At 67.1% G+C, this 15,524-nt stretch carries 19 protein-coding genes; 4 read left to right on the top strand and 15 right to left on the bottom strand.

Going from position 1 to position 15,524, the window contains the following annotated elements; translation table 11 throughout:
- Positions 1-155: 155 nt before the first annotated feature.
- From WB508_RS01180 to dapA, 12 genes are all read right to left on the bottom strand, one after another.
- Complete coding sequence (locus tag WB508_RS01180) at positions 156-614, bottom strand: hotdog fold domain-containing protein (protein WP_423843041.1); 459 nt, start codon at positions 612-614, stop codon at positions 156-158.
- Positions 615-655: 41 nt separating this feature from the next.
- The gene (locus tag WB508_RS01175) at positions 656-1,738 is read right to left on the bottom strand and encodes an exo-alpha-sialidase (RefSeq protein WP_423843040.1); all 1,083 of its coding nucleotides are present in this window, start codon (positions 1,736-1,738) and stop codon (positions 656-658) included.
- 57 nt (positions 1,739-1,795) lie between these two features.
- Positions 1,796-2,323, bottom strand: coding sequence for a regulatory protein RecX (locus tag WB508_RS01170; protein WP_423843039.1), 528 nt, complete (start codon positions 2,321-2,323; stop codon positions 1,796-1,798).
- The gene (gene recA / locus WB508_RS01165) at positions 2,323-3,474 is read right to left on the bottom strand and encodes a recombinase RecA (protein ID WP_423843038.1); all 1,152 of its coding nucleotides are present in this window, start codon (positions 3,472-3,474) and stop codon (positions 2,323-2,325) included. The genes WB508_RS01170 and recA overlap by 1 nt, the downstream gene beginning before the upstream one ends.
- A gap of 387 nt (positions 3,475-3,861) precedes the next feature.
- A complete protein-coding gene (locus tag WB508_RS01160) occupies positions 3,862-4,056 on the bottom strand; it encodes a DUF3046 domain-containing protein (RefSeq protein ID WP_423843037.1) in 195 nt (64 codons plus the stop codon).
- A gap of 22 nt (positions 4,057-4,078) precedes the next feature.
- Entirely contained in the window at positions 4,079-4,384 is a 306-nt protein-coding gene (locus WB508_RS01155; protein ID WP_423843036.1) for a helix-turn-helix domain-containing protein, read from the bottom strand.
- Positions 4,385-4,437: 53 nt separating this feature from the next.
- The gene (locus tag WB508_RS01150) at positions 4,438-4,941 is read right to left on the bottom strand and encodes a CinA family protein (RefSeq protein ID WP_423843035.1); all 504 of its coding nucleotides are present in this window, start codon (positions 4,939-4,941) and stop codon (positions 4,438-4,440) included.
- On the bottom strand, positions 4,938-5,570 hold the full coding sequence (locus WB508_RS01145) for a CDP-alcohol phosphatidyltransferase family protein (RefSeq protein WP_423843034.1): 633 nt from the start codon (positions 5,568-5,570) through the stop codon (positions 4,938-4,940). Before WB508_RS01145 ends, WB508_RS01150 begins: the two co-directional genes overlap by 4 nt.
- A gap of 38 nt (positions 5,571-5,608) precedes the next feature.
- A complete protein-coding gene (locus tag WB508_RS01140) occupies positions 5,609-6,106 on the bottom strand; it encodes a hypothetical protein (RefSeq protein ID WP_423843033.1) in 498 nt (165 codons plus the stop codon).
- A gap of 5 nt (positions 6,107-6,111) precedes the next feature.
- Positions 6,112-8,604 (bottom strand): DNA translocase FtsK 4TM domain-containing protein, encoded by a 2,493-nt coding sequence (locus tag WB508_RS01135; RefSeq protein ID WP_423843032.1) that lies wholly within the window; start codon positions 8,602-8,604, stop codon positions 6,112-6,114.
- 83 nt (positions 8,605-8,687) lie between these two features.
- Positions 8,688-10,367 carry a ribonuclease J gene (locus WB508_RS01130; RefSeq protein ID WP_423843031.1) on the bottom strand — a complete coding sequence of 560 codons (1,680 nt, stop codon included), beginning with the start codon at positions 10,365-10,367 and terminating at the stop codon, positions 8,688-8,690.
- 11 nt (positions 10,368-10,378) lie between these two features.
- On the bottom strand, positions 10,379-11,290 hold the full coding sequence (dapA, locus tag WB508_RS01125; protein WP_423843030.1) for a 4-hydroxy-tetrahydrodipicolinate synthase: 912 nt from the start codon (positions 11,288-11,290) through the stop codon (positions 10,379-10,381).
- A 50-nt stretch (positions 11,291-11,340) separates the two neighbouring features.
- Between dapA and WB508_RS01120 the strand changes: the two genes are divergently transcribed.
- Entirely contained in the window at positions 11,341-12,141 is an 801-nt protein-coding gene (locus tag WB508_RS01120) for a thioesterase family protein (protein WP_423843029.1), read from the top strand.
- Between the two features lie 10 nt (positions 12,142-12,151).
- On the opposite strand, the gene WB508_RS01115 is transcribed toward WB508_RS01120, so the two are convergent.
- The 3 genes from WB508_RS01115 to WB508_RS01105 form a co-directional block, all read right to left on the bottom strand.
- Complete coding sequence (locus WB508_RS01115) at positions 12,152-12,520, bottom strand: VOC family protein (RefSeq protein ID WP_423843028.1); 369 nt, start codon at positions 12,518-12,520, stop codon at positions 12,152-12,154.
- A 62-nt stretch (positions 12,521-12,582) separates the two neighbouring features.
- A complete protein-coding gene (locus WB508_RS01110) occupies positions 12,583-13,083 on the bottom strand; it encodes a dihydrofolate reductase (RefSeq protein ID WP_423843027.1) in 501 nt (166 codons plus the stop codon).
- The gene (locus tag WB508_RS01105; protein WP_423843026.1) at positions 13,080-13,874 is read right to left on the bottom strand and encodes a thymidylate synthase; all 795 of its coding nucleotides are present in this window, start codon (positions 13,872-13,874) and stop codon (positions 13,080-13,082) included. The genes WB508_RS01110 and WB508_RS01105 overlap by 4 nt, the downstream gene beginning before the upstream one ends.
- A gap of 81 nt (positions 13,875-13,955) precedes the next feature.
- Between WB508_RS01105 and WB508_RS01100 the strand changes: the two genes are divergently transcribed.
- The 3 genes from WB508_RS01100 to WB508_RS01090 form a co-directional block, all read left to right on the top strand.
- Positions 13,956-14,447 (top strand): hypothetical protein, encoded by a 492-nt coding sequence (locus WB508_RS01100; protein WP_423843025.1) that lies wholly within the window; start codon positions 13,956-13,958, stop codon positions 14,445-14,447.
- Positions 14,444-14,995 (top strand): N-acetyltransferase family protein, encoded by a 552-nt coding sequence (locus tag WB508_RS01095; protein WP_423843024.1) that lies wholly within the window; start codon positions 14,444-14,446, stop codon positions 14,993-14,995. Before WB508_RS01100 ends, WB508_RS01095 begins: the two co-directional genes overlap by 4 nt.
- Positions 14,992-15,524 (top strand): AzlC family ABC transporter permease (locus tag WB508_RS01090; RefSeq protein WP_423843023.1); only part of this gene is annotated, 533 nt, incomplete at its 3' end. The genes WB508_RS01095 and WB508_RS01090, both read left to right, overlap by 4 nt.

Here is a 15,524-nt window from a genome sequence, read left to right as displayed (position 1 = left end):
TCAACAACACGATCCAGACGGCCTTCGTCCTGGCCGTGATCTACATCGTGCTGAACCTGGCTCTCAGCTGGCTGGCCACATTGGCGCAGAACAAGTTCGTCGGCGAAAAGTCCGATCCGCTCAACGTGGGCGCCGGTATGGGGGCCCTGTAGGGACTACTTCTTCGGCACGACCCACAGGTGGATCGTGCCCTGCACGGTGATCGTGCCGTCGGAGGTCACGGCCTTGACCGACACAGGAACCTCGGGGGCAGCGGCCCAGTTCGCGACCGTCGTCTCAGCCGTGCAGGTCAGGTCGGTGTCGGACTTGGCCAGGTACTGCACGTCCATGCCCTTGGGCAACCAGCGCATGCCGGGCGGGCAGGTGGCCTCGGCGAGCAGTCCCATGGCGGCCTCCAGACCGTTGCAGGCCGCAATGGCGTGAACCGTACCGATGTGATTCTTGGTCGACCGGCGCTTGGGCACCACGACCTGACCCAGGTGCGGCTTCATCTCCTGAACCTGGATGTGTGCTGAGGCGAAGTAGGGCGCCTTCTGGCTGAACAGCACCGAGAAGACGCGCTTCCCCTGGGGCAGCGCGGTGACCTTGTTGTAGAGCTCAAGTGTGGACGGCATGCGCCGAGGTTACTGGAAAGTAACGACACTTGGCGAACCGCTCAGGCGACGACGGCAGCCCGAACACAGCACACATCGGGCAAGTTGGCGCGGATCTCGGACCACGAGGCGCCTTCGTCGTTGCTGGCCCAGATGGCGCCATGCCGGGTGCCGACGAACAACCCGATTGGGTCGCCCTGATCGGCACTGAAGGCGTCGCGCAGCACGGCCGTCCAGGCTTCGGTGGGCAGGCCGGGCCCCGTCTCGTGCCACGTGCGCCCAAAGTCATCTGATCGCCAGACCGCCGGCTTGCCGCCCGGCGGAAACCGGCTGATGTCGGCGGACAGGGGGAACACGTAGACCGTTCCGCTGCGGCGCGGGTGCGCGACGATCGGAAAGCCGAAGTCAGCCGGCAGACCATCGGAGATCGGTTGCCACGTCCGGCCTGCGTCGTCGCTGCGAAACACGCCGCCGTGATTTTGGGCATACATGACGTCCGGATCGTGTGCGTCGATGGCCACCTTGTGCACACACTGACCGAACTCCGGCGGTTCCTGGTCGGGCAGGAAGTCGGTACGGATGCCGGAGTTGTGCGGCTGCCATGACTCGCCGCGGTCGTGGGTGCGGTAGACGCCGCCGGTGGACATGGCCACGGTGACGATGTCGGGGTCGGTGGGATGCGGCAGGATCGTGTGGATGGCCTGTCCCCCGAATCCCGCCGCCCACTGCGTGCGGTGCGGGTGGTCCCAGAGGCTGCGCACCAGCGCGAAGGATCGTCCGCCATCCTCGGATCGAAAGAGCGCCGACGGCTGAGTACCCGCCCACACGACATCGGGATCACACGGCGAGGGCTGCAGCTGCCACACCCGCTCGACGGTGGCGTCGGTGTCCTGGGGAAACTGCACCGTGGCCGGAGACTCCATGTCGAAGGTGCGTCCCAGATCCGTGGAGCGATACACCGCGGGTCCGAAGGCCGGATGGGTGGAACCCACGAGCACGTCACCGGACGCCTGGTCGACCGACGTGGCGTAAACCTCTTCCATGGCGAACGCCGGCGGATCCCAGGTCCACGTCGCACGAGCCGCGTCCGACCTGCCGACGAACAATCCCTTGCGGGTGCCTGCCAACAACACGCTCTCAGCCATGATCTCCCTTCACTTCTCACGCTAGCGCCATCGGGTGGAGCACACCAGATCGCGTGGTCAGAGACTTTCCCGTGGTGGTGCTTGGGCGCCGAGTTCTTCTCTGACGACCTGAAAGGCCAAGCCGGGTGCGTAGCCCTTGCGGGCCAGCATGCCGACCAGCCGACGCGTCTTGACCATGTCGTCCAGCGACGACATGGAGCGCAGCTTGCGTTGCACGAGCAGGTGAGCCGCCTGGACCTCGGCGTCAGGATCCAGATCGCCGAGCGCCTCGCGAGCGATCTCGTCGTCGACGCCCTTGCGACGCAGCTCCTGGGCCAACGCTCGCGAGGACAAGCCCTTGCCGGCCTGACGTTGCTGCACCCACGATCGAGCAAACTCGGCGTCGTCGACCAGACCTGCCTGTTCAAATCGGTCGAGCACGTCGGCGGAGACCTGGGCAGGCACTCCCTTGGTGGCGAGTGACTGCTCCAGATCTGCCCGACTACGGGCGCTTGCCGCCAACCGGTCGTACACGACCTGCTTGGCCACCGCCTCGGCCTCGGCGAGATCGGTGATCTCCTCGACCTGACGCTGCGCCCAGCCCATCAGAACTCGATGTCGGTGGGCGGCTCGACCGTGGCGATGGCTGGGTCGTCCGCCTCGGGCTCCACGATGCCGTGAATACCGACGCCCAGGTGCTTCTTGATGCGCAGGTCGAGCTCTTCGGCCAGATCGGGGTTGTCGCGCAAGAACTCGCGCGCCTTCTCCTTGCCCTGGCCAAGCTGATCGCCCTCGTAGGTGTACCAAGCGCCAGACTTGCGGACGAAGCCCGCGTCGACGCCGACGTCGATCAGGCTGCCTTCACGGCTGATGCCCTGGCCGTACATGATGTCGAACTCGGCCTGCTTGAACGGCGGGGCCAGCTTGTTCTTGACCACCTTGACGCGGGTGCGGTTGCCGACCATGTCGGTGCCGTCCTTGAGCGTCTCGATGCGGCGGACGTCGAGACGGACCGAGGCGTAGAACTTCAGCGCCTTGCCGCCGGTGGTGGTCTCCGGCGAGCCGAACATGACGCCGATCTTCTCGCGCAGCTGATTGATGAAGATCGCGGTGGTGCCCGAGCCGTTGATGGCGCCGGTCATCTTGCGCAGCGCCTGGCTCATCAGACGGGCCTGCAGACCGACGTGGCTGTCACCCATCTCGCCGTCGATCTCGGCGCGAGGCACGAGCGCCGCCACCGAGTCGATGACCAGGATGTCGAGCGCGCCGGAACGGATCAACATGTCGGCGATCTCGAGCGCCTGCTCACCGGAGTCGGGCTGGCTGATGAGCAGCGCGTCGGTGTCGACACCCAGCTTGCGGGCGTAGTCGGGATCGAGCGCGTGCTCGGCGTCGATGAACGCGGCCACGCCACCGGCCCTCTGCGCGTTGGCGATCGCGTGCAGGGCCACCGTGGTCTTGCCGGAGGACTCCGGACCGTAGATCTCGACGACGCGACCGCGCGGCAGACCGCCGATGCCGAGTGCGATGTCCAGCGACATGGCACCGGTGGGGATGACCTCGATGGGTGCCTTGACCCGGTCACCCATCCGCATGACGGCGTTCTTGCCGTGGGCGCGATCGATCTGGGCCATGGCGTTGTCGAGCGCCTTGTTCTTCTCGCCGCGAGCCTTCTCGGCGGCTTTGTCGGCCAGCTTGTCGACTGACTTGGCGGCGCTCGTGCCATGGGGCTTCAGCGCTGCTTCGATGGGAGGCATCTGGGGGTCCGTTCTCTTCGTGGGTGGCCGGTCATCTGCGACGCTAGAAGGACCCTCAGACATTGTTGGGCCTCGTCGACCCGCCTGTGGATGTTGTCCTTCTTCACGTCCAACCTGTGCACCATGCTATGCGAACAGACGTTCGATCCCATCACGACACGCCGGTGAGACCGACGAGCGCAGCGAGGAGCGTCGAGGCGCGCCAGCGCAGCGTGAGCGTGCCCCGCCGCAGGCGGCCGGAAGCGAGGCGTGGTGAGGACAAGTGCTCGACCGAGCCCTTCGCGTCTAGACGCCTCGGCCTCGTTCCTCGGCCTCACGGTCGCTCCGCTCCCTGGCGAGCGGTGGTCGCTCGTCCTCGCAGTGCTCGTCACTGACGAGCGAGACGAATCAGCGGTCGCGGGCGGGGAGGCCCAGATGCGTGTGGACGGCACGCCACACCACCTTGGGTTGATCACCGGACTCCAGCGCCTCGGTGACCGTGCGGCTGCCCAGACTGCCGATGACCTGGGTGTCGGCCCAGACTCGGGCATAGCCGGTACCGAGCTGGTTCTCCATGCGCACCCAGAATTCTGAGTGCTTCACGCAGCTGCATCCATGTGCCGCGTCACGCGGCGGAAGCCTCGACGTCGCTGGCAGGCGAGATCGAGGAGATGCTGGCGACCGAGAGGTCGACTGCTTCTTCCAGCGCCAGCATGGCGCTGACGTCGAGCAGAACCTGCGACAGCGGGATCTCCAGAGCCCGGGCGAGGGCCGCGAGCAGCTCGGAGCTGGGCTCCTTTTGTCCGCGCTCGACTTCTGAGATGTACCCGAGGCTGACGCGAGCCTTGGCCGACACGTCGCGCAAGGTGAGGCCTTCGGCGACCCGGCGAGCGCGGAGCACCTCTCCGACGAGCTGACGCATCGTGGTCATCGGGGCTCCTCTGCTGGTGGGATCACGCGGCAACGGATGTGCTCACGTGATGGTCAACGCTCCACGGATGTGGATTCTTCCCCCACTCTATCGACCAGCAACGACAGCACTGCAGCGACCGCTCCGTGGCGGACGTCGTGGCGATCTCCCGACAGGTCCAGCAGTCGGGACTGCACATCCACGGGGCTCGCGACGGCCACGTGCACGGTGCCCGCGGCCTTGCCTTCGCTGGGATCTGGGCCGGCCACACCCGTGGTCGACACACCATAGGTGGCCTGGCAGGACTCCCGCGCACGGATCGCCATGGCTTCGGCCACCCGAGCGTCCACCGTGCCGTGTGCGGCCACCAGTGCCGCATCGACGCCGAGGATGCCGGTCTTGACCTCGGCGGCGTAAGCCACCACTCCCCCACGCACGACGTCAGAGGCACCGGGAACTGCCACCAGCGCCGCGCACACCAAGCCGCCGGTGAGGGACTCCGCGGCGGCGACGGTCGCACCGCGTGCTCGCAACAGGTCGACGACCTGAACAGCAAGCGGATCTGGCGTGCGGGTCACGGCTGGTGAGTCACACCCGACCGGCGAGGCGACTCGCGGCGCAACGCGCGGGCATCGCGCACGTACTGGATGGCGGTGACCATCGTGATGGCGACAGCGCCAGCCATGATGACGTGCGTGAGCACGCGCAGCACGTCGGCCGTGGTGTTGTCCCACAGCTCGAACGGCAGGATGTACCCGCCGAGTGCGACGGCCTGCAGAGTCGTCTTGATCCGACCGCCTTGGCTGGCCGGCATGACGCCATACTTCTTGACGACGAATCGCATGGCCGTGATGCCCCACTCACGCAGCAGCACCACCACCGTGACGACCCAGAACAGCCAGCCGAAGCGATCGCCGGAGAAGATCAACGCCAGTCCGACGAAGGCCATGCCGGTCAGTGCCTTGTCGGCAATCGGATCCGCCAGCTTGCCGAAGTTCGTGACCAGATTGTGCCGGCGCGCGAGGTCGCCATCGATGCGGTCGGTCAGCATCAGCAGGCTGAACGCCACGCCGGCCCAGACGCGCAGATCGATCGACTCGCCGCCATCGGCCAGCAGCAGGGCGCCGAAGACGGGTACTCCGGCGATGCGCAACACCGTCAACGCGTTGGCGATGTTCAGGTTGCTCGGCGCGGATGCCGGGTCCATGAGGGCCTCTCGGTTCATACCAGTTCGTGGGGGAACCTTCAGTATGAAGCAGCCTCGCGGCGACGCGCCAACTCGATCTCGGTCCGCGGGGCCGACACGTTGGTCGCCAAGCCCACCGGGACGGTCAGATCACGGCGGTCTTCCAGACCTCTGACGCGCACCCGCGGCCCGTGCCGCAGGCTCCGGCGCTCGACCGTGATGTCGCCCATCTCGCGCCACAGGAAGCCGACCCAGCCGGCCGGGCCGAGCATGCGGACGCCGTGCAGGTCAGCGACCAACAGGGGGGTGCGGACCTGGCGCAGCATGCGAGCGAACACCAGTCCGATCAGGAACAACCCGCCAGCGACGCCCCACAGGTAGGGTTCCTCGCGGTCGTAGCCGAGCCAGCCATAGGCCCCCGCCAGTGCCCACGAGGCCATCATCACCACGATGAACAGCCACACGCGGCGACGGATCTCGAACGGTTCGTCGAGACCGTCGTGATCGATGCTGCGTGCGCCCTCATCCGGGCTCGATGTGCGAGGAGACTCAGTCATGGTGCTCATCCGCTCTGGATGCTCGCCAGCACCTGATCCAGATCATCGGGCTTGATCAGGACGTCGCGCGCCTTGGACCCCTCCGTCGGACCCACCACGCCGCGACTCTCCATGATGTCCATCAGGCGCCCGGCCTTGGCGAAGCCGACCCGCAGCTTGCGCTGCAGCATCGAGGTGGAGCCGAACTGCGTGGTGACCACGAGCTCGATGGCCTGCAGCACCAGATCGAGGTCGTCGCCGATGTCATCGTCGAGCTCTCGTTTGGCGGCCTGCGGGGCCGTGACGTCCTCGCGGTAGACGGGCTGAAGCTGGGTCTTGCAGTGCTCCACGATCGCGTGGATCTCGGCTTCGGTGATCCAAGCGCCTTGCATGCGCATGGACTTGTTGGCACCCATCGGCAGGAACAGACCATCGCCTTGACCCACCAGCTTCTCAGCTCCTGGCTGGTCCAGGATCACGCGACTGTCGGTGACTGACGACGTCGCGAAGGCCAGTCGGCTGGGCACATTGGCCTTGATCAGACCGGTGACGACGTCGACGGACGGTCGCTGCGTGGCCAGCACCAGGTGGATGCCAGCGGCTCGGGCCAGCTGCGTGATGCGCACGATCGAGTCCTCGACGTCACGTGGCGCCACCATCATCAGGTCGGCGAGCTCGTCGACCACCACCAACAGATACGGGTAGGGCGCAAGCACGCGCTCGCTGCCGGCCGGAACCGTGAGCTTGCCCTCTCGGACCGCTTTGTTGAAGTCATCGATGTGGCGAAATCCGAAGTTGGCCAGATCGTCGTAGCGCATGTCCATCTCGCGCACGACCCACTGCAGCGCCTCGGCAGCCTTCTTGGGGTTGGTGATGATGGGCGTGATCAGGTGCGGCACGCCCTCGTAGGCGGTGAGCTCGACCCGCTTGGGGTCGACCATGATCATGCGCACCTCCTCGGGCGTGGAGCGCATCAGGATCGAGCCGATCATCGAGTTCACGAAGGAGCTCTTGCCCGATCCGGTGGCGCCAGCCACCAGCAGGTGAGGCATCTTGGCGAGGTTGGCCACCACGTAGCCCCCCTCGACGTCCTTGCCCAGGCCAATCACCATGGGGTGATGATCGCTGCGAGCCTTGGCAGAACGCAGCACGTCGCCCAGACTGACCATTTCCTTGTCGATGTTCGGGATCTCGACGCCGATGGCCGATTTGCCGGGAATGGGGCTGAGGATGCGGACCTCGTTGGAGGCGACCGCATAGGCGATGTTCTTGCTGAGCGCCGTGACCTTCTCGACCTTCACCGCAGGGCCGAGCTCGACTTCGTACCGCGTGACCGTGGGGCCGCGCGTGTAGCCGGTGACGGACGCATCGATCTGGAACTGTTCGAGCACCTCGGTGAGGCGTTCGACGACCTCGTCCGACGCCGCCGACCGAGCCTTGTGCGGCGATCCCTCACCCAGCACGGTGCTTTCTGGCAGCGTGTAGGACACGTCGCCCGACAGCACGAGCTGTTCGACCCGCTGCGGGATCGGCTCCATCGGGGGCATCTCGGTCTCCGAAGTGTCCTCCTCGTCAGCAGCCGTGGCGATCTTGCGGCGCGCCGCGGGTGCAACGAGTTCTTGATGATCCTCATCGGGGCCGTCGACCAGCGGGTTGTCGAAGGGCTCGTCGGCTGGCTTCGCCAGCGTCTTGGGATGACGGCGGCGCACCGCGTCCTTGTCAGTGAGGTCCTCGGGGGTCGGGTCTGTGTCGGACGAGCGACCGAGGGCGGTGTCACGCAGCTGGGCGAGCCGCTCAGGCACCGCGTAGACCGGTGTTCCCGTGACGATCAGGAAGCCGAACACGACCACCATGACCAGCAGCGGCGCGACGACGTACGGCGTCTTGAGCAGGTCGATCAGGACAGCGGAGAACAGGTAGCCGATCGCACCACCGGCCTCCCGCATGGCGTCGGTGTCTTGATCGCTGGGGCGAGGCACGCCGTGAGACAGGTGCACCAGGCCGAGGATCCCGCCGGTGACCAGCACCCAACCGGTGACCTGACGCCCGACTGGACCATTGACGTCGGGGTGACGCAGGGTGCGCCAGGCGACGATGATCAGCAGGATCGGGACCGCCCAGGCCAACACTCCGACGGTGCCAGCGGTCACTCCTCGAATCGCACCGGCCACGGCGCCAGAGATGTTCCACCAGATCGCTGCGGCCACGACGAGTCCGAGGCCGAGGATCGCGAAGCCGACGCCGTCACGGCGTTGTTCAGGATCGATGTCGCCGGTTCCGGAGCCGATGCTGCGAGCGACGGCTCCGATCAGCCCGGCCATGCCGAGCCAGATCGCCGTCACTGCACGCAGCAGCCCCTGCGCGAGCGTGGGAACGAGGCCAGGACCGCTTTTCTTTCGGGGTCCGGGGCGCCGGGCTGCGGGCTTGCGTGCCTGCGGCCTGCGCTGGGCAGCCGATTTCTTGCGGGCCTGGCTTCCGGACGGCCGCTTGCGCGGCGGGGAAGACGTACGGGTCGCCATTCCAGAAGGCTAAACCACGTGATGAGGGTTGACCCGCACCCCACGCCGTGACACGAGTGACTCCTGTGACTGTCTCGGGAGCCTCAGGCTTCGATGACGACCGGCAGGATCATTGGACGACGGCGCAGACGACGACCCAGGTACGACCCGAGGACCCGGCGCATGACCTGCTGCAGCTGGGCGGTGTCGCGGGCTCCGTCGGCGATCGACTGCTCGAGTGCCTGGACGATCTTGGGATAGATCTCGTCGAAGGCCGACTCCTCCTCAGCGATGCCCCGTGCGTGGATCTCGGGGCCGCTGAGGATCTCGCCGTTGGTGGAGTCGATCACCACGACGATCGAGACGAATCCCTCTTCGCCCAGCGTGCGGCGGTCCTTCAGATCGGTGTCAGTGACGTCGCCGATGGATGAGCCGTCGACGTAGACGTAGCCGCAGTCGACCGCGCCGGTGATCGCGGCGTGGCCGTCGATCAGATCGATGACGTAGCCGTCCTCGGCCAGGAGCACGTTGGGGACTCCGGTCTGGGTGGCGAGAGCGCCATTGGCGTGCAGGTGCCGAATCTCGCCGTGCACGGGCAGGACGTTGGTGGGCTGGACGATGTTGTAGCAGTACAGGAGCTCGCCGGCGGACGCGTGTCCCGAGACGTGCACCAACGCGTTGCCCTTGTGCACGACGCGGGCACCGATCTTGGTGAGCCCGTCGATGACGCGGTAGATCGCGTTCTCGTTGCCCGGGATCAGCGAGGAGGCCATGAGGACCGTGTCGCCCGGCTCGAGGCTTACCTGCTGGTGGCTGTTGTTGGCCATGCGGGACAACGCTGCCATCGGCTCACCCTGCGAACCGGTCGACATCAGCACCATCTTGTGCGGCGGAGCAGCGTCGATCTTGTCGACGACGACGCCGTCAGGCACGTGCAGGTAGCCCAGCTCGCGCGCGATCTGCATGTTGCGGACCATGGAGCGGCCCACGTAGGCCACCTTGCGACCGTGCTTGTGCGCAGCATCGAGCACGGCCTGCACCCGGTGGATGTGCGAGGCGAACGACGCCACGATGATGCGCTTGGTGCTGGTGGCGAAGACGGCGTCGATGGCCGGCACGATGTTGCGCTCGGACACCGTGAAACCCGGGACCTCGGCGTTGGTCGAGTCGGTCAAGAACAGATCGACGCCGGCCTCGCCGAGGCGAGCGAACGCCCGCAGGTCGGTGATCCGGCCGTCCAGCGGCAGCTGGTCCATCTTGAAGTCGCCCGTGTGCAGCGCGACGCCAGCACCGGTCTTGATCGCGACTGCCAGCGCGTCGGGGATCGAGTGGTTGACCGCGACGAACTCGCACTCGAACGGACCGAAGGTCTCGATGTCACCCTCGGCGACGACAAAGGTGGGAGCCTCCTTGAGCTTGTGCTCCTTCAGCTTCGGCTCCACCAGGGCCAGCGTGAGGCGTGAGCCGATGATCGGAATGTTTCCGCGCTCGCGCAGCAGGTATGGCACCCCGCCGATGTGGTCCTCGTGACCGTGCGTCAGCACGATGCCCACGATGTCGTCGAGGCGGTCACGGATCGGCCCGAAGTCAGGCAGAATCAGGTCGACGCCGGGGTGGTGCTCCTCGGGGAACAGCACCCCGCAGTCGACGATCAACAGCTTGCCGCCGAACTCGAAGACGGTCATGTTGCGGCCGATCTCACCCAGGCCGCCGAGCGGGATGACGCGAAGCGCCCCCTCGGGCAGTGCCGGCGGTGCGGACAGCTCGGTGTGCATGTGGCTCATGGGATCTCAGTTCAGTTGAGTAGCCCAGAAACCTCGAGGGCGTCGCGCAGCATCGCGACTTCGTCCTCGGTGGCTTCGGGCAGTGGCGCACGCATCGTGCGGTGGTCGAGGACACCCAGGATCTGCAGCACGGCCTTCGACGTGATGGCTCCCTGGGTGACGGTCATCATGGCCCGGTCAATGGGCAGAAGTCGGGTGTTGATGGATCGAGCGGCAGACACGTCGCCGCGATCCATCGCGACCACCATGTCGGCGATCTGGCGCGACGCGGCGTGTCCGACGACGCTGACGACGCCGCAGGCTCCGTAGGCCAGCCACGCCAGGTTCATCGAGTCGTCGCCGGAGTAGACGGTGATGCCGGTCTCGCGCATCAGCCACGCCCCGCGGTTGAGGTCTCCCACGGCGTCCTTGACGGCCACGACGAGCGAATTCTTGCGCATCTCGACGTAGGAGGACGGGGCGATCGTGACGCCGGAGCGGCCGGGAATGTCGTACAGCATGACCGGGAGGTCTCCGCCGGCCTCGGCGACGGTGTTGACGTGCGCGATGATGCCCGACTGCGGCGGCTTGGAGTAGTACGGCGTGACGATGAGGGTTCCGTGCGCCCCGGCCTTGCGGGCCTGCTGAGCCAGCTCGACGGAGTGACGCGTGTCGTTGGTGCCGACACCAGCCACGATCGTGGCCCGGTCCCCCACGGCGTCGAGCACCGCCGACAGCAGCTGGCCGTCCTCGGCCACCGTCGTGGTCGGCGACTCGCCGGTGGTGCCGCTGACGACCAGTCCGTCGTTGCCCTGATCGACCAGGTGGGTGGCCACCCGCTGGGCGGCATCGAGGTCGACAACGCCGTCACGGGTGAACGGTGTGACCATCGCGGTCAGCACACGCCCGAAGGGCGCGGCCTCGGTTGCGAGCGGCGACGTCATGGGTCGAGGCTACCGCGAGCGCGTCGGACGGCACCGGCAGGATGGGGCTCATGATCGACCATCGAGCCGACGACGTCTACGCCTCCGACTTCGCCTCCACCCCGCGCGGCGACGGCGTGCGCGACCTGACCATGACCGACCGCTGGAACACGCCCCTGGGTCGCCCGAACGGTGGCTACATCCTCGCGACCATGCTGCGCGGACTGGGCGAGGAGATCGGCGGAGCGGACCCGCTGGTCGCGGCCATCACGTATCACGCAGCCCCCGAGAACGGCGCCGCCCAGATCGCCGCCCGCCCGGTGCGGATCGGGCGGCGCGTGCAGACCGGCGACGCCGTGCTCACGCAGGGCGAGAAGGTGGTCGCGCAGCTGACCGCCAGCTTCGCCACGCGGACCGAGGGCGCCCGGGTGCAGCTCGGCACTCCACCTCAGCTGAGATCGCCTGCACAATACCCTGACCCGCGAGACCACGGCATGCCTTCGGGGGGCATCTTCGATCGCGTGGACTACCGACTTCCGCGGGCTCCAGGCTTCGTCGTCGGCAAGCCGTCTGGTGACCCGTCCTTCGAGATCTGGCAGCGCCGTAGCGATGGTGGCATCGCCGACTTCCCGACGCTGGCTTTCCTGTGCGACTCGTTCGTGCCGCCCGCCCTGGAGCTCGGCGACGATGTTCCCCACTCCATGACGGTCCAGCTCACGGCACACTTCCACCGCTTGCCAACCACGCCGTGGGTCGCGACCCGGATCGGGACCCGCCACGTCCACGACGGTTTCCATGAAGAGGACTGCGAGCTCTGGGACGAACACGGTCACCTGCTGGCCCAGAGTCGTCAGCTGGCGATGATCGTCTGAGGCGCCGACCTCACCCCGAGACGTCGGTGGTGCCTTCGTACAAACCGATCGCGTTGCCGTCCGGGTCGGCGAACGCCGCCCACCAGCTGCTCTCGGAGATCGGCGACTTCTCCATCAGGACGCGGCCGCCGTGTTTGGTCGCGAGCGCGAGCGCGTCGTCGATCGAGTCGACCTCGACGTACGACCGCGGCTGGGTGAACCCCTCGCTCCGCTGCGCCAGTCCCCCGCCACTGATCCCGTTCGGCGCCTGCCACATCGGGTAGCCCTCGAAGCCAGGCGGTTCGGAGATCTCCCAGCCGAACAAGGCTTGGTAGAAGCCCTGGGCCCGACGCATGTCGCCGACCGGGATGTCGATGTGGGTGATGTCTCCGTGCGGCATGGCTCCTCCAGCGGTAGACCCTCCACCCTGCCCCTCGTCCCAGCACGGCACAAGGGCTCCGCTCAGGCGGGCTCGTACGCAACGATGTCGAAGGCCACCCGTTCGGGCTCCGGGCCGAGGTGCCCGACCCGATCCACCTCGCGCCACCTGGACCAGTCGATCGACGGGAACCAGGTGTCGCCGTCGGGAGAGTCCGCGACACGGGTCACCGACATCACATCCACCAGACCGCGATCCAGCGCCTCGGCATAGACCTGCCCGCCACCGACCACGAAGATCTCGTCGTCGAGAGTGGTGGCCAGCGCGAGCGCATCGTCGAGGCTGCCTGCCACCTCGGCGCCGGGCTCCGACCAGTGGCCTTGCCGGGTGATGACGATGGTGGTGCGGCCGGGCAGCACCCGGCCGATGGACTCGAATGTGGTGCGCCCCATGATCATCGGGTGGCCGAGGGTGATCCGCTTGAAGTGCGCAAGGTCCTCTGGCAGGTGCCACGGGAGCCCGCCAGCGGCACCGATAACGCCGTTGGCGCCCACCGCCGCGACGAGCGTGACGGTACGGGTCATATGGCGATGGGCGCCTTGATCAGCGGGTGCGGGTCGTAGCCGCTCACCTTCACCGAGTCGAGTGTGAAGTCGTCGATGGACGACACCGCCGGATCGAGCCACAGCTCGGGCAGCGCCCGCGGTTCACGAGCGAGCTGCTCGCGAGCCTGATCGAGGTGGTTGACGTACAGATGGGCATCGCCGAGCGTGTGTACGAAGTCACCGACCTCGAGCCCGGCGACCTGCGCGACCATGTGGGTGAGCAACGCGTAGGAGGCGATGTTGAACGGCACGCCGAGAAAGACATCGGCCGAGCGTTGATACAGCTGGCAGGAGAGGCGGCCCTCGGCGACGTAGAACTGGAAGAACGCGTGGCACGGGGCCAGCGCCATGGCGTCGAGGTCTGCCACGTTCCAGGCGCTGACGATGTGGCGGCGTGAATTGGGATCAGCGCGCAACTGCTCGATGACTCGTGCGAGCTGGTCGATCGTGTGACCGTCGGGCGTGGGCCACGAGCGCCACTGGTGGCCATACACCGGGCCGAGGTCGCCGTTCTCGTCTGACCACTCGTCCCAGATGCTGATGCCGTTGTCACGCAGATAACCGGTGTTGGTGTCGCCGGAGATGAACCAGATCAGCTCGCCGACGACCGACTTGAGATGAATCTTCTTGGTCGTGACGAGCGGGAACCCCTCGCGCAGGTCGAAGCGCATCTGATGACCGAAGACGCTGCGGGTTCCTGTGCCCGTCCGATCGCCCTTGACGGCGCCTTCGTCGAGGATCCGCTGCATGAGATCGAGGTAGGCCTGCATGGGCCGACAGTACCAACGCAACCTCCTCAACAGAGCAGGTCGCGGCCAGGTCTTGCCTACTCGATGTGGGAGACTCAGCAGATGCCTGATCCCGAGGAAACGAGCCCAGCAGAGATCCGCAACTTCGTGCGGCTGCAGCTCGGACTCACGGCCCTGTTTTTGGTCATCTTGTTCGCCCTGCTCGGCGGCACCGATTCGGACCGCCCGCCGATCTGGATGATCGTGCTGTCTCTGGCCATCATCGCTCTCGGCGCCGTGCTGGCCGAGCGTGCATGGCTGCGCGTCACGCCGCTGGTCCCGAGCACCCCCGACCCGGGCCGGGCTGCGCTGGACATCTACGTATCGCAGACCGTGCGCAAGTTCGTGTACTGCGAGGGCGCCCTGCTCGTGTGCGTCATCTTGGCGTTCGCCAGCGACCGCGCGGGCTGGCTCATCTTGATCGCCGGCATTCCGGGTCTTGCGGTGCTCGCCTTCGAGACCTGGCCGACCGATCGCAACCTGTCGCTGACCGAGGCGATGCTGGATGCCAAGGGCGCGAAGTCCGGCCTGCTCGAGGGCTTCGAGACCCCGTGACCAGTGGCATCGAGCCGGGCCCTGACGTCAGCGCCCGGCTGGCCTGGCCCGATGACGCCCCGGCCATCGCTCGCGTACAGCTCGCCGCGTGGCAGCAGAGCTACGCCGATGTGATCGGCGCCGACGCGTTGGCCGCTCTCGACCAGGCCGAGATCGCCGATCAGTGGACTCGCACCATCGCCAGCCCTCCCGACGCTCGGGTGCGTGTGCTCGTGGCGCTCGAACGGGTCGATCTGCGCGGCTTCACGTTGGTGCACCCGTGCTTGGATCCTGACGCCGACCAGGTGGCCGACGGTGAGGTCGGCGAGTTCGCGGTTGATCCGGCCCACCGCCGTGCCGGCCACGGTTCACGGCTGGTCAACGCCGCCGTCGACACGCTGCGGGCCGATGGTTTCAGCCGAGTCGTGTGGTGGATCGATGCCACGGACGACGACCTGCGCGAATTCGCGACCGGATCGGGGTGGGAAGCCGACGGCGCCCATCGCGAGCTGGCAGCCGAGACCGGCGAGCACGTGAAGCAGGTGCGCCTCCACACGAGCCTGGCGTGAGCGTCCCCACTGATCGGTCGGTGATCGCCGACTCCCTGGGAGTCTCCGCCGCCGTCGGTCTCTACGGGATCTCGTTCGGCGCGATCGCCACCTCGTCGGGTCTGACGGTCCTGCAGGCCTGTGCGTTGTCGCTGCTGGTGTTCACCGGCGCCTCACAGTTCGCCTTCGTGGGCGTGATCGGTGCCGGCGGGTCAGCCCTCACCGGTGCCCTGGCGGCCGTCCTCCTCGGCAGTCGCAACATGTTCTACGGCATTGCACTGGCTCCCCGGCTACGGCTGTCGCGCGGTGCTCGCGCCGCCGCGGCCCATCTGGTGATCGATGAGTCGACCGCCATGGCCGTCACGCGGACCACCCCGCGTCACACGCGGCTGGGATTCTTCTGGACCGGTCTGGGCGTCTTCTCCCTGTGGAATCTGGCGACGTTGATCGGCGCCGTCGCCGGCGAGGCGCTGGGCGATCCGCGCACCTATGGGCTTGATGCTGCCGTCGGCGCGGCCTTCCTGGGGTTGCTGTGGCCGCGGCTCAGCCC

The sequence above is a fragment of the Aeromicrobium sp. genome (assembly GCF_049586495.1).
Classification (GTDB): domain Bacteria; phylum Actinomycetota; class Actinomycetes; order Propionibacteriales; family Nocardioidaceae; genus Aeromicrobium.
The sequence above is the reverse complement of the archived record's forward strand: the minus strand, read 5'-3'. Positions and strand labels throughout refer to the sequence as shown.

Bases quoted from the DNA above. Each gene is read 5' to 3' on its own strand.
- WB508_RS01180 (WP_423843041.1), bottom strand. From the start codon at position 614: ATGCCGTCCACACTTGAGCTCTACAACAAGGTCACCGCGCTGCCCCAG.
- WB508_RS01175 (WP_423843040.1), bottom strand. From the start codon at position 1,738: ATGGCTGAGAGCGTGTTGTTGGCAGGCACCCGCAAGGGATTGTTCGTC.
- WB508_RS01170 (WP_423843039.1), bottom strand. From the start codon at position 2,323: ATGGGCTGGGCGCAGCGTCAGGTCGAGGAGATCACCGATCTCGCCGAG.
- recA (WP_423843038.1), bottom strand. From the start codon at position 3,474: ATGCCTCCCATCGAAGCAGCGCTGAAGCCCCATGGCACGAGCGCCGCC.
- WB508_RS01155 (WP_423843036.1), bottom strand. From the start codon at position 4,384: ATGACCACGATGCGTCAGCTCGTCGGAGAGGTGCTCCGCGCTCGCCGG.
- WB508_RS01145 (WP_423843034.1), bottom strand. From the start codon at position 5,570: ATGGACCCGGCATCCGCGCCGAGCAACCTGAACATCGCCAACGCGTTG.
- WB508_RS01140 (WP_423843033.1), bottom strand. From the start codon at position 6,106: ATGACTGAGTCTCCTCGCACATCGAGCCCGGATGAGGGCGCACGCAGC.
- WB508_RS01135 (WP_423843032.1), bottom strand. From the start codon at position 8,604: ATGGCGACCCGTACGTCTTCCCCGCCGCGCAAGCGGCCGTCCGGAAGC.
- WB508_RS01130 (WP_423843031.1), bottom strand. From the start codon at position 10,367: ATGAGCCACATGCACACCGAGCTGTCCGCACCGCCGGCACTGCCCGAG.
- dapA (WP_423843030.1), bottom strand. From the start codon at position 11,290: ATGACGTCGCCGCTCGCAACCGAGGCCGCGCCCTTCGGGCGTGTGCTG.
- WB508_RS01120 (WP_423843029.1), top strand. From the start codon at position 11,341: ATGATCGACCATCGAGCCGACGACGTCTACGCCTCCGACTTCGCCTCC.
- WB508_RS01115 (WP_423843028.1), bottom strand. From the start codon at position 12,520: ATGCCGCACGGAGACATCACCCACATCGACATCCCGGTCGGCGACATG.
- WB508_RS01110 (WP_423843027.1), bottom strand. From the start codon at position 13,083: ATGACCCGTACCGTCACGCTCGTCGCGGCGGTGGGCGCCAACGGCGTT.
- WB508_RS01105 (WP_423843026.1), bottom strand. From the start codon at position 13,874: ATGCAGGCCTACCTCGATCTCATGCAGCGGATCCTCGACGAAGGCGCC.
- WB508_RS01100 (WP_423843025.1), top strand. From the start codon at position 13,956: ATGCCTGATCCCGAGGAAACGAGCCCAGCAGAGATCCGCAACTTCGTG.